General features: G+C 37.7%; 13 protein-coding genes. 10 read left to right on the top strand and 3 right to left on the bottom strand.

Features of this window, described 5'->3' with window-relative positions; translation table 11 throughout:
- Window positions 1-48: 48 nt before the first annotated feature.
- Entirely contained in the window at window positions 49-1,224 is a 1,176-nt protein-coding gene (locus MED134_RS03155) for a trans-sulfuration enzyme family protein (protein ID WP_021778815.1), read from the bottom strand.
- Between the two features lie 166 nt (window positions 1,225-1,390).
- Between MED134_RS03155 and hutI the strand changes: the two genes are divergently transcribed.
- From hutI to MED134_RS03180, 5 genes are read left to right on the top strand one after another with little or no spacing between them, the layout of a single operon-like run.
- Window positions 1,391-2,620, top strand: coding sequence for an imidazolonepropionase (gene hutI, locus MED134_RS03160; RefSeq protein WP_021778814.1), 1,230 nt, complete (start codon window positions 1,391-1,393; stop codon window positions 2,618-2,620).
- Window positions 2,617-3,195, top strand: a complete 579-nt coding sequence (locus tag MED134_RS03165) for a hypothetical protein (protein WP_021778813.1) — start codon at window positions 2,617-2,619, stop codon at window positions 3,193-3,195. The genes hutI and MED134_RS03165 overlap by 4 nt, the downstream gene beginning before the upstream one ends.
- Window position 3,196: 1 nt before the next feature.
- A complete protein-coding gene (locus MED134_RS03170; RefSeq protein WP_021778812.1) occupies window positions 3,197-4,198 on the top strand; it encodes a formimidoylglutamase in 1,002 nt (333 codons plus the stop codon).
- Window positions 4,179-4,646 carry a GNAT family N-acetyltransferase gene (locus MED134_RS03175; protein ID WP_021778811.1) on the top strand — a complete coding sequence of 156 codons (468 nt, stop codon included), beginning with the start codon at window positions 4,179-4,181 and terminating at the stop codon, window positions 4,644-4,646. The genes MED134_RS03170 and MED134_RS03175 overlap by 20 nt, the downstream gene beginning before the upstream one ends.
- Before the next feature lie 6 nt (window positions 4,647-4,652).
- Complete coding sequence (locus MED134_RS03180; RefSeq protein WP_021778810.1) at window positions 4,653-5,444, top strand: MBL fold metallo-hydrolase; 792 nt, start codon at window positions 4,653-4,655, stop codon at window positions 5,442-5,444.
- A 62-nt stretch (window positions 5,445-5,506) separates the two neighbouring features.
- Here the strand turns inward: MED134_RS03180 and MED134_RS03185 are convergent, their stop codons facing one another.
- The gene (locus MED134_RS03185; RefSeq protein ID WP_021778809.1) at window positions 5,507-6,388 is read right to left on the bottom strand and encodes a hypothetical protein; all 882 of its coding nucleotides are present in this window, start codon (window positions 6,386-6,388) and stop codon (window positions 5,507-5,509) included.
- A 371-nt stretch (window positions 6,389-6,759) separates the two neighbouring features.
- Here MED134_RS03185 and MED134_RS03190 point away from each other — a divergent pair, with 371 nt between their 5' ends.
- The 3 genes from MED134_RS03190 to MED134_RS03200 all read left to right on the top strand — a co-directional run bounded on the left by MED134_RS03190 (window position 6,760) and on the right by MED134_RS03200 (window position 10,359).
- Window positions 6,760-8,055, top strand: a complete 1,296-nt coding sequence (locus MED134_RS03190; protein WP_021778808.1) for a DUF2254 domain-containing protein — start codon at window positions 6,760-6,762, stop codon at window positions 8,053-8,055.
- A gap of 99 nt (window positions 8,056-8,154) precedes the next feature.
- Entirely contained in the window at window positions 8,155-8,694 is a 540-nt protein-coding gene (locus MED134_RS03195; protein ID WP_038596989.1) for a DsrE family protein, read from the top strand.
- Between the two features lie 45 nt (window positions 8,695-8,739).
- Window positions 8,740-10,359 (top strand): M1 family metallopeptidase, encoded by a 1,620-nt coding sequence (locus MED134_RS03200; protein WP_021778806.1) that lies wholly within the window; start codon window positions 8,740-8,742, stop codon window positions 10,357-10,359.
- 7 nt (window positions 10,360-10,366) lie between these two features.
- Here the strand turns inward: MED134_RS03200 and MED134_RS03205 are convergent, their stop codons facing one another.
- Entirely contained in the window at window positions 10,367-11,599 is a 1,233-nt protein-coding gene (locus MED134_RS03205; protein WP_038596993.1) for an ABC transporter permease, read from the bottom strand.
- Between MED134_RS03205 and MED134_RS03210 the strand changes: the two genes are divergently transcribed.
- Together MED134_RS03210 and MED134_RS03215 are read left to right on the top strand one after the other, a co-directional pair.
- Window positions 11,600-12,862, top strand: a complete 1,263-nt coding sequence (locus MED134_RS03210) for an exo-beta-N-acetylmuramidase NamZ domain-containing protein (RefSeq protein ID WP_021778805.1) — start codon at window positions 11,600-11,602, stop codon at window positions 12,860-12,862.
- Window positions 12,855-13,505 (top strand): hypothetical protein, encoded by a 651-nt coding sequence (locus MED134_RS03215; RefSeq protein ID WP_021778804.1) that lies wholly within the window; start codon window positions 12,855-12,857, stop codon window positions 13,503-13,505. Before MED134_RS03210 ends, MED134_RS03215 begins: the two co-directional genes overlap by 8 nt.
- Window positions 13,506-13,583 lie beyond the last annotated feature (78 nt).

Here is a 13,583-nt window from a genome sequence, read left to right on the forward strand (position 1 = left end):
AATATATTGTTATAACGCCTGTAATGGCATTTTATAAGTCGTACAATTCTAGTCTGCTACTACTGTTGCTTTTTTAAGTACAACTTCAAGCGCTTGGTCAATATCTGCCATAAGATCTTTTTTCTCTTCTATACCTACAGAAAAGCGTATCAAGCCATCTGCAATGCCTTGTTTTGCACGCTCTTCTTCTCCTAGTAGAAAGTGAGAGGTTTGCGCTGGGCAGAGCATTGTACTCTCTACACCTGCAAGACTCATAGAAGGTTTTATGAGTTTAAGCGCTTTTTGAAACTCCTCTGCATCAATGTGTGGTGCTAACTCGAAGGACATCATACCACCAAAACCGCTCATTTGCTTTTTTGCAAGAGCATAGTCAGGATGCGACTTGAGACCTGGATAATACACCTTATCTATTTCCTCCTTTTTATCGAGCCATTTGGCAAGCTTCTTTGCATTTCTATTTTGAGCTTTAACACGTAGCGCCATTGTCTTGATACTACGCTCAAGCATCCAGACCATAAGATCACTTAAGCTTCCTCCTAGATTTTTACCTAGGTTCCAGATACGGTCTATATGCTCTTGACTTGCTGCAACGGCTCCTGCACAGATATCACTATGACCACCCATATATTTTGTTGCCGAGTGTATCATTATATCTATCCCAAAATCTTTTGGATTTTGATTTACAGGTGATGCAAAGGTGTTATCTATCATCGTTACAATGCCGTGCTTTTTGGCTAGTGCAGAGACCATTTCCATATCTGTCACTTTCATAAGCGGGTTAGACGGGGTCTCTATATAGATAACTTTGGTTTGTGGGGTTATCGCTTTCGCGAAAGCGGCCTCACTAAGATCTTCTGTAAACGTATAGGTGATACCATATTTATCAAACTCCTCTACCACAAGGTTATAAGTCCCTCCGTATAAAGTTTCTTGTAATACAATGTGATCTCCACTTCTTAAAAACGCAAGTAACGTTGTGCTCACTGCAGCCATACCACTGCCAAAAATCATTCCCGCCTCAGTTTTTTCTAAAGCTGCAATTTTCTTGCTTAGACCTTCTTGGTTAGGTGTATTAAAATAACGTGGGTAGCGCTTTACATCTACATCCATAAAGGCATATGAAGATGACATAAATATAGGAGAAACAGCTCCTTGAAACTGCTCGTCTTTTACTTCTCCCGTGTGAGTACAAATGGTATTGAGACCCTGGTTTGACTTTGACATAACTTTACTTTTTTTAATGTTCTAAAAATACAAAAAACACCTAGAGCACCTCTCTCATTATTAAAGAATAAAATAGTGCACTCTGGGCCAATGGCTTAGCACAGTTTTAGACATTCTCTTAAAAATGTTAATGCAATAGTCGTATAAAGTTGCTACCTTTAAAAGGATGAAATTGATTACTAACATATATCAGCTTTTAGTAACTGGAGAATATGATAAGCCTCTTTGTGGCAAGGAGATGGGCGCTATGCCGTATATTGAGAATGCGTATCTCGTAATAGATGAAGATCGCATTTATGAGTATGGTAGTATGGATGATTTACATCCCATCGCTGTAGATGAAGTTATAGACGCAACAGGTCAAATAGTATTACCTATGTGGTGTGACTCTCACACGCATCTAGTATTTGCTACAACTCGTGAAGATGAGTTTGTAGATCGCATAAAAGGCTTGAGTTATCAAGAGATTGCTGCCAGAGGTGGTGGAATTTTGAACAGCGCTCGCAAGTTACAGGCAATGAGCGAAGATGAACTTTATGAAGATGCATTAGAGCGCTTATCACAATGTATTAAAACGGGTACTGGGGCTATAGAGATTAAAACAGGTTATGGCCTTACAGTAGCGTCAGAACTTAAGATGCTGCGCGTTATCAAAAGACTCAGTACTGCCGTAGATATCCCTGTAAAAGCAACGCTACTAGCTGCTCACGCTATACCAGAACGACACAAACAAAATAGAGAAGCTTATATAGATGAGATTGTAAATGAGATGATACCAGCATTTACAAAGGAGTCATTAGTAGATTTTATAGACATATTTTGTGAGACAGGATACTTTACGGTGGCAGAAATGGATACCATAGTAAACGCCGGAAAGGCGCACGGCTTAAAACCTAAGGTACACGTAAACCAGTTTACAAGTATAGGTGGTATACAGAAGGCTATAGAGCTTGAAGCACTGACTGTAGATCATCTAGAAGAACTTACCGAAAAAGATATAGATGCATTAAAAACATCAAATACGATACCGGTAGCCTTACCAGGCTGTTCTTTCTTCTTAAATATACCATATACACCCGCACGCAAGATTATAGACGCAGGCCTATCTCTTGCTGTGGCAACAGACTACAATCCAGGATCATCACCTAGCAGCTCTATGAATTTTATAGTCTCACAGGCGTGCATCAACCTTAAAATGACCCCTGCAGAGGCAATTGTTGCAGCTACTATAAACGGTGCATTTGCAATGGATGTCGCAAAAGAAACTGGAAGTATTACAAAAGGAAAAAAAGCAAATTTAATAATTACTAAACCCCTACCCTCTTACAATGCAATTCCCTATCACTTTGGACAACACCAGATTGATAAGGTAATTGTAAATGGAGAAGTCTTATGATTATACCTAATTTTTCTATCGTACCGGGAAGCCCGGTAAGTGACATTTTTATTGAACACGAAGTTAAAACCTTCTACGAGGCGATACGCAAAGTGCAAAATCTACCGTACGGCAGAGTAGAAAACCCTTTGGAATTTGGAAGCATTATTACAAATGGTCGAGGTACCTGTAGTACTAAGCACGCGACCCTTAAAATGCTTACAGATGAGCACGCAATTTATGGTTTACAGTTAGAACTTGCTATTTATGCTATGAATGAAGAGAACACCCCAGGTGTGGGAGCGACTCTTGATAAATACAACCTGCCATATATGCTAGAAGCACACACGTTTTTATGTTATGATGATGAAATATATGATTACACATTTGCACAGTCTAAAAACCTTACGTGGACAGATTCTATACTTATGCAAACCACAATAGATACAGATCAGATAGGTGAGTATAAAAAGAGCTATCACAAATCTGTACTTGCAGACTGGATTAAAAGAGATCACCTACCATACACACTAGACGAACTCTATACTATAAGAGAAGAGTGTATTGAAGCGCTCTCAAACGCAACAACGCATTGATATGATACAGCTACACATTGCAACAGAAAGTGATATTAAACCATTCACACATCTTAGAGCTGGTGAGACCAAGCTAGGAGAAACCTTGCAACTATGTGATAGCCTAGATGACGTTGTAAATAATAATTGCACCTATGTTCTTTTTGGAATTTGTGAGGATATAGGTATTCGTGCAAATTACGGTAAGCCCGGGGCAGTAAAAGCTTGGGGAAGCTTTATAAAAGCTCTAGTAAACGTTCAAGACAATCAATTTAATAATGGTAACGATATTCTACTATTAGGTCATATCGCTGTATCTCCAGATATAGACGATATAGATAAGGAGCATCCAGAAACACTAGGTAGTATTGTAGCAAGAGTAGATAGTAAAGTAGCTACCGTGGTAAACCGCATAGTAAGTGCACGGAAAATACCTATAGTGATAGGAGGTGGTCATAATAATGCCTACGGAAATATAAAAGGTACTGCAACGGCTTTGCAAAAAGCGATAAATGTCATCAATTTTGATGCTCATACAGATTTAAGAAAAACAGAGTATAGACATAGCGGTAATGGCTTTACGTATGCACTAGAAAGTGAGAACCCATACCTCAAGACCTATTGTATCTTCGGGTTACATAAAAACTACACACCACAGTATATTTACAATATGATAGCTACTAGCGATCATATCTCCGTTTTTGATATGGAAGATATGCTGTTAGAAAGTAAACAGGTAGAAAATTTTGAAACTGCTATCTCCCAGTTAAGTGACAATACACTGGGTATTGAGATAGATGTAGATAGTATTGCAAATTTCTCAAGTAGCGCACAAACGCCCTCTGGATTTAACTTAGAGGTGATGCGTTATTTTTTAGGCCAGCTTGCAAGAAATACTAAATGTGGTTATTTACATATTTGTGAGGCCGCTCCAACAAAGAAAAATTATCAACAAGTAGGTAAAGCATTATCTTACCTCGTTACAGACTTTATAAGAAATCATCGTGAACATTATACCCTATAACACAAAAAATAAAGACGCCTTCAAGCATCTTAATATAGAATGGCTAGAGACCTACTTTTATGTAGAACCTTATGACTTAGAAGTATTAAGTAAGCCAGAAACTCACATTATAAATAAAGGAGGATACATATTTTTTGCCCAGCACAATGATGAGATTGTAGGCACGGTGGCGCTTATGCCCACACAAATAAACGGTGTATTAGAACTTACAAAAATGGCAGTATCTCCACAGGCTAGAGGTCTAGGCATAGGTCAAAAATTAATGGAGCATTGTATCGCTTTCGCGAAAGCGGAAAACCTTTCAAAACTCATACTCTATTCAAACACCATTCTAGAAAATGCTATTCATATCTATAAAAAATGGGGTTTTATTGAGATTCCCGTAGAAGAAAATGCATCATACGAGCGAGCAAACATAAAAATGGAAAAAATAATTAATCATAAATAACCGAAAATGAAATTACGCAACATCATACTATTAGCGGCTCTTACCATAGTTATTACAAGCTGTAAAGAGAACACATCAAACGAAACCAAAACAACTACAGAGGTTGTAAAAGAGGAAAAAGCAAAGAAAAGTAACTTTGAGATTTACCCAGTATCTCACGCTACTATGGTTTTAAAATGGGATGATAATGCTATCTATATTGACCCTGTAGGAGGTCCAGAAAATTTTGACCTTTATGACGCGCCAGATCTTATCTTGATTACAGATATACACGGTGATCACTTAAACGTAAACACTGTACAAGATATTCTAACAGAATCTACAAAGATTATTGCACCACAAGCAGTAGTAGATAAACTTCCAGAAGATTTACAAAAAATCACAACCGTACTTAGTAATGATAATTCATTAATGAAAAATGGTTTTGACATCACTGCAATCCCTATGTACAACCTTAGAGAGGAAGCACTTAAATTTCACTCAAAAGGCAGAGGAAATGGCTATGTAATTGAAAAAGATGATAAACGAGTATACATATCTGGAGATACAGAAGACATACCAGAAATGCGCAATCTAGCAGATATAGATATAGCTTTTGTATGTATGAACTTACCATACACAATGACGGTAGAGAGCGCTGCGAGTGCGGTATTAGACTTTAAGCCAGAGACCGTATTTCCATATCATTACAGAGGGACAGAAGGTCTAAGCGACGTTTCAAAATTTAAAGAACTAGTTAATAATGGTGATAGTAGCATAAATGTTACACAGCTAGACTGGTACCCTACAGCAGAATAAAAAATCACCGCTCTAGGATATCCATCCTAGAGCGGTGTTTTTAATATACAATATGTTTACTCCTACTTTAGACTAAAAGACGTCTGTGCAAGAAGTGATCCTTTATCATATACATAGACATTATAAGTTCCTTCTGGAAAATCTTTTGTGGTCTTCCCTATATTTTCACATATATCTAGCGCTGTATTCTCATAATAGAACTTAGAGATTGTGCTATAAGTTACAACTGTCCCGTCAAAGGCTACTTGCTTGTTATCACCTAGCGTGTTTCCTTCTGGGTCTACAACCTGTACATAAAGCATACGGTCACCAGCTTCGGCAAGACGATTTTGTGGTACTGTATAGCACGCACGTAACTTATCTACACGTCTATTATTTGAGTTCTCTATAAGCTTACCAGAAGAGCGTTCTATAACTCCAGTGGCACTAAGCTTGTTTGCCGCTAGTGCAGATCCTAAAGTTACACGCTCTGCTAGTGCTTGATTTTCTAGTGACAGAGAATCTCCTACACCTCTTTGTACCTCTAGCTCATACGTTGTACTATCTACGCGCATCGCAAGCATCTGGTTACTACCGCGTAGTGAGTCATTTTGAGCAAATAAGAAATCGCGCTCGTTACGTAGTTTAAAAACCTCTGCTCTATACTTACCAAGGCTAGCAATGGTAGCATCTTTTGCATTAATATCTGCAATGAGTCCTTGTATTCTGTCACGAGCATCGTTAAGCTCTGTGTCCTTGAGATTATTTTCTTCTATAACCACATCATACTTACTTACCATCTCCTTAAGATCTGCAAGCACAACGTTTTTTTCTTTTGTAAGTTGGCTTTTGGTATCTTTTTCTTGGTTGTACAGTTTTACTGCAAAGGCCCCAGCAACGACTAAAAGTACTGCAAGAATCCCTGCAATAATCTTAATACCGTTTCCACTTTTTTCGTTGTCCATAATATTTAGTTTAATTTTTATTGGTTATACGTCTAATGCAAAGAATTGGATTTTATTTTAATTGCTTCTGCTAAAATATTCTTTTTACCATACAATTAACGCCCGATATTAAAAATTGTTAAAATAACAAATAAACGTAGTCCATATGCGACTTAATCTCGTAGCAAACTTCCTGATGTACAAATATATAAAGCACTGCAGTAAGGAGGTTGACGTAGTTTTGATTTAAATACTTCTATAAATCAGTTCATAAAGTTATTGGGTAATTGCTATGAGTACGCTTTCGCGAAAGCGTAAAACAATCCTTCCTCGTTGTTAACGTAATTCTAAAAGCAATGCTATCCCAAAGTTTTTTACGGAAATTGTAGTTTATGAATAAACTGTACACAAAACTGGAGCTTTTATATAGCCGCATCACGGGTAATGTAGCTTTTTACCCTAGCCTTATTGCTTTTATGGGGCTAGCGTTAGGATTCTTAATGTCTTATGCAGAGCAACAGGGCATCTCAAAGTATCTCATAGACACTATACCGGCTCTTGTGATTAATGATGCAGATACGGCTCGTACGCTTCTTAGTACCTTTATAGGAGGTATTTTTAGCCTGATGGTTTTTAGCTTTTCTATGGTTATGCTCATACTTAACCAGGCATCTAGTAATTATTCACCACGCATACTACCAGGACTTATAGCAAATAAACGTCACCAGGTGGTACTAGGCTTTTATATTGCTGTCATCATTTACTGCATCATTATCTTACTTAGTATTGAGCCAGAACAATCTAAAACGCAACTACCAGGCTTTGCAGTACTTATAGGGATTGTATTAAGTATACACGTGCTTGCAGCTTTTATATACTTTATACACTCTATATCTCAAGCTATACAGATTAATAATATTATAGATCGCATTTACAAAGTATCACGGGATCGCATCCAGCAACTTATAGACACAGAGAGTGATCCAAAAGGAGTAGACGTTTTTAAAGACAATGATTCTTGGCAAAGCTATACCACAAAATTCTCTGGACATCTTAATGATATAGCACTAGACTCCCTTGTAGATTTTTGTAATGAGCACTCTTGTAAAGTTTCACTTTTAGTTCCTAAAGGATCATTTGTACTAGATAGTACAAAAATAGTAAGTGTAAATAAGGATCTTGATGAGGAGGCTATTGAGGCGCTACGCTCTTGCTTTGGCTTTTCTAGATCTGAGATTGTGAAAAATAATTATATACTAGGGTTTAAACAACTTACAGAGATTGCTGTAAAAGCAATGAGCCCGGGTATAAATGATCCCGGCACGGCAATTACTTGTCTAGACTACCTTACCGAGCTATTTGTATTACGTATGCAAAAGAGAGATAACAGCTTTGTGACAGATAAAGATGGTAATGCCCTTGTATCACTACGCACTATAAACTTTGAAGAAGTTCTTTATTTCATTTTTGCATCCCTAAGGCAGTATTGCAAAGCAGACTTTATAATGCTACACAAAATGTTACAAAGCTTGAGATACCTAAGTACATCTAATGCGTTAAAGGACGAGTATACAGAGGCTATTATCAACCAAGTACAACTCATCATAGATGATGCAAGCCAATTTATAAAAAATGAGTCAGATCTTGCTATTTTAAACAAGGTGGCTAGTGAAGTGCAAGCAAGCTAGATGATATTATTACCTCCAGATAAGGTTTTTTGACTAGTTTTCTTTTTCTTTATGCGCTATATACTGTCTGTAGCATTGCTAAAAACTACTTTTACTTTTATGAAAAATTTTCTTCTTATTATTTTGTGTTTCGCTTTCGCGAAAGCGTACTCACAACAACCCTCATCACAACCTGGTAACCTCATAAAAGATTTTGGAAAAACCTTTGCCGTACCAGAACCAGATTTCAAAACCGATACTGAAGCACAATTTTATATTGTTTTTGATGTGGCAAAAGCCCCAGAAGACCCTAGCATAAGAAATCCATACATAGAGACGATGGCTCGCTTTTTAAATATGCACGATAAAGCAGGTGTGCCTAGGGAGAATATGCACTTACGTGCAGCTATACACGGCAAGGCGGCATATGGCGTACTTACAAATGAACTTTATAAAGAAAAATATGGGGTAGATAATCCCAATATTGCACTTCTAGAAGCACTAAGCGATGCAGGAGTAGAACTTATACTCTGTGGGCAAACGGCGGGATCACGCAACATTACTTCGGCACGAAGATTGGAAATAATAGATGTAGCCCTCTCTGCAATGACCGTTTTAAGCCAGTCACAAATGAGTGGATACTCGCTTATTGCATTTTAAAAAACCGCTACTAGCATACCTTACACAATAAATTAAACCAGATTAATGCGTTACCTATTTTTACTGGGCTTTATACTCACGAGCCTATCTTCATACTCTCAAAAAATAACTCGTCAAGACAGTTTACGTGGTAGCATCACACCACAAAGAGCGTGGTGGGACCTTGTACATTACGACCTTTCTGTAGAGGTTATGCCAGAGTCAAAGACAATTATAGGGACTAATGTGATGACCTACAAAGTGCTTAATGAAGGTCCAAATGAGTTACAAATAGATCTACAAGCACCTATGAAGCTTACCGCAGTAATGCAAGATGGTCACTCGCTGGATGTACGGTCAGAAGGTAATGCGCATTTTATACAACTAGAAAATCCACAGCGTGAGGGGGAGCTAAAGAAGATCTCGCTAAGTTTTGAAGGTAAACCTAGAATTGCAAAAAACCCGCCGTGGGATGGGGGTATCACCTGGAAAAAAGATAGCAACGGAAAACATTTTATTGCCAGTTCAAATCAAGGCATAGGCGCTAGTGTGTGGTGGCCTAATAGAGATCACCCGGCAGACGAGGTAGACAGTCTTGATATGCACGTTACCGTGCCTAAAGATCTCGTAGACGTGTCAAACGGAAGACTAGTGCACATCGATACAGACGCAACTACAAAAACATACCACTGGACGGTTAAAAATCCTATAAATAACTACGGTGTAAACTTAAATATAGGTGATTATGTAAACTTCTCTGAGGTTTATAAAGGAGAAAAAGGCCCTCTAGATATGAGCTACTGGGTTCTCAAGGAGGATGAGGAAAAGGCTCGAGAGCAGTTTAAACAAGCCCCTATGATGATGGAGGCTTTTGAGCACTGGTTTGGTCCTTACCCATTTTATGAGGATAGTTTTAAACTTGTGCAGGCACCTTACCTTGGGATGGAACATCAAAGCTCTGTAACCTATGGAAATAGATTTAAAAATGGGTATCTAGGTAGAGACCTCTCTGGTACGGGTGAGGGATTAAAATTTGATTTTATCATCATTCACGAGGCTGGTCACGAGTGGTTTGCAAATAACATTACAAATAAAGACGTGGCAGATATGTGGATACACGAAGGCTTTACCTCATATTCTGAAAATCTATATCTCGATTATCACTTTGGAAAAGAAAGTGCTGCAACTTATACCATAGGTACTCGTGATAAAATACGTAATGATAGACCTATGATAGGCACCTATAATGTGGATAAGGAAGGAAGTGGTGATATGTATTACAAAGGTGCAAACATACTACTTACCTTACGTACCATAGCACAAGATGATGATTTATGGCGCGCTACACTGCGAGGCTTAAGTAAAGAATTTTATCACCAAACGACAACAACAGCTGCTGTAGAAAATTATATTGCAAATGCGCTAAATCTAGACTTAACGCCTTTCTTTAATCAATATCTAAGAGAAAAAGATATCCCAACATTTGAGTACAAAATCGATAAAAAAGAAATGCACTATCGATTTAATAATACCATACAAGGTTTTACAATGCCTTTACGTATTAAGATTAATGAGAAGTACATATGGCTTGAACCTACAGATATATGGCAATGTCTAGACGTACCAAAAGGTACTAGCACCGTGCAAATAGATCGCAATATGTATGTAGATATTAGAAAAATGTAAGTACAACTTACTCAAATCGTATTGCGCGTACAGGGCTAATTTTGGTTATAATATAAGATGGTATAAGTAAAATAAGTACACATATAGTAAAAACCCCCAAGTTGAGAGATAAAATATGCCATCCATTTATGAGAACTGGTGCTTCACTCACATAATACGTAGATGGGTCGAGTTTTATAAAACCAAAATACTTCTGAGCAAATAAAATTCCTAGGCCTATAAGGTTACCCCAGAAGAGTCCCAGACCTATAAGATACATCGCGTTGTAGATAAATATCTTACGTACATTCCAATCTGAGCCACCTAGAGCTTTGAGAATACCTATCATACGAGTGCGCTCAAGTACAAGTACAAGCAGTGCTACCGCAATGTTAATACCTGCTATAAGGATCATCACGACAATAATGAGCATTATATTAAAATCAAATAACTTGATCCACTCAAAGATATTATAGTTGCGCTGTATGATAGATATGGATCTAAGCATAGAGCCAGAGTTTTCATACACTTCGTTATTAACTCGCTCTATATTATCAAAATCATCTACAAAAACCTCAAACGCTCCTACCTCGTCCTTTTCCCATTTATTTATAAAAGTAAGATGGCGGCGGTCTCCTATAATGTAAATCTTATCAAACTCTTGATAAGCGCTTTCATAAAGACCTACAATATCAAGTGATCGTGATCTAAATCGTGTGTTTTCTTTATTTACAAAGTGTATTACCGCTTTATCTCCTACCGTAAAACCCAAACGTTTTGCAAGATAGGTACTCATTAAAATTTCATTATTGAGGTCACCTGTGAGCTCTGGCTTGCGGCCTTCTATGATATAATCTTCTATGCGAGACCAGTCATAATCATCACCCACACCTTTGTAAACCACACCTTCAAAGGTCTCTGCAGTGCGTATCATTCCTGCCTTAGTTGTGATTGCCTGCACGTGTGTTACTTCTGGTACAGCATCAAAGTTTGGGTAAAAGTCTTGATTAATAGTAATTGGGTTTACGGTCTCCTCGCTATTATTTCCATCAAAGTTTGATACGAGTATATCACCAGAAAAGGCAGACACCTTTTGTCGTATTTCTCTTTTTAAACCTATACCCGTTGCGATAGATATAAGCATCATCACCATACCTATTGCGATTGCTGCAATGGCAATTTTAATTATCGTACTGGAAGCACTACTTTTATACGATGTCCCGCCATTTAGGCGTTTGGCTATAAAATACTCTAGATTCAAATGCGTCTCATTTTATTCAAAAATACCCTTTTTTTAACGCTCACACTCTTAATTTCTTGTGCAAATACGGGTGGAGATAAGACCGCTTTCGCGAAAGCGGAATCCAAACAACCCACGACAAGTAACGTAGTAGTCATAGATTCTAGCATTACTGTGGGGGCAAATAGAACAGAGTTGTACCTCCCATTACTAGCAAATAAAAATGTAGGAGTAGTTACAAACAAAAGCGGACTCATCTTTACCGAGACGTCGCATACAGAAGCGCAAAGCACTCACCTAGTAGACTCCTTACTCAGTATGGGAGTTACGATAAAGAAGGTCTTCTCACCAGAGCACGGCTTTAGAGGAAATATAGATGCTGGCGAAAAAGTAAAGGACGGTAAAGACCCAAAAACGGGTCTCAACATCATTTCTCTTTACGGAATGAATAAAAAACCCACAGCACAACAATTAGAAGGGGTTGATGTCTTACTCTTTGACATACAAGATGTGGGCGTACGTTTTTACACCTACATATCTACCCTCACCTATGTTATGGAAGGCGCAGCCGAAAGTGGAATTCCTGTCATAGTGCTAGACAGACCTAATCCTAATGCACATTATATAGACGGTCCTACACTAGAAAAAGAACACAGTAGCTTTTTAGGTATGCACGAGATACCACTTGTGTATGGTATGACGATAGGAGAATATGCAAAAATGGTAAATGGAGAAGGCTGGCTAAAAGATAAGATCGCAGTAGATCTTACGGTAATACCGCTTAAAAACTGGTCATACCAGAAAAAGTATGCACTCCCTACAAGACCATCGCCTAATTTGCCTAATGATAAGAGTATCAATTTATATCCTAGCTTAGGTTTTTTTGAAGGAACTACGGTAAATGCTGGTCGCGGGACAGAGATGCAGTTTCAAATCTTTGGCGCACCAGATTTTCCTAAAGAGCACTTTTCTTTCTTATACACGCCACAACCTAATTTTGGATCAAAATCACCAAAACATAAGGGAGTTACTTGTAACGGTAAAGACCTACGTGATGAGGCCTATATGAACACGGTAAATCTTGAATGGCTCATAGAAGCCTATGCTGCTAGTACCAAGAAGGATGCTTTCTTTAAAACAGCCAGTTTTACACTACACGCAGGTTCAACACAATTACAGCAAGACATTGAGGCGGGCTACACCTTTAAAGAGATTAAAAGAAAATGGTTGCCAGGTATAGAACGATTCAAAAAGATACGCTCAAAATATCTAATGTATGAGTAGGGATACATTTTTGCTTTCGCTTAAAGCGAAAATTGAAACCCTATTTACCACCTATACAAAGTTACTTCATACACAAGAACAGCAAGACATCATACGTAATGGCTTTGTATTCTCTAAGATAGATCCTACGGCAAACGTACTGGTTATGGGTATAAATCCATCGTTACGCACAGATTTTATAAGTGACGATATGTGTAGCTATGATTATAGTAAATTACACGAGGATAGGTACTTTAAAAAATTTCACCACTTACTATCAGCTTTTGAATCTCAAGGAATTACTTATTGTGATTTATTCTATCAACGACATACGGAGCAAAAACAAATAGCAAACTTTCTTAACAATGAGCTAGGTAAACAGTTTCTCAGAGATCAACTTGAGATTACTAAGGAGGTCATTACCTATGTTGCTCCTAAGCTTATCTTACTTTTTAATAGACAAGGCGCTCAGTTTTTTTCTTCTGAGTGGATGGATATTAGCCTAGATTTTGATAAAAAAATGTCTTTACATAACAAACTTGCTTATAGCCATAAGCTTGAATCTTACATTTACTTTGCCCCTTTTTTAGGGTATAGAACACTAAAAACCGCGTTTGAGCAATTAGATCAAGATTTACTGTTGTTAGCAAAGCTTGTTAATTAATCTCAAAACTTTAAAGCAGACAATGTAATTGTAGTGACTTTTTTACGTTTAACTATATTTGATGCTAGATTACGATAT

The organism is Dokdonia sp. MED134, assembly GCF_000152925.2.
GTDB lineage: Bacteria > Bacteroidota > Bacteroidia > Flavobacteriales > Flavobacteriaceae > Dokdonia.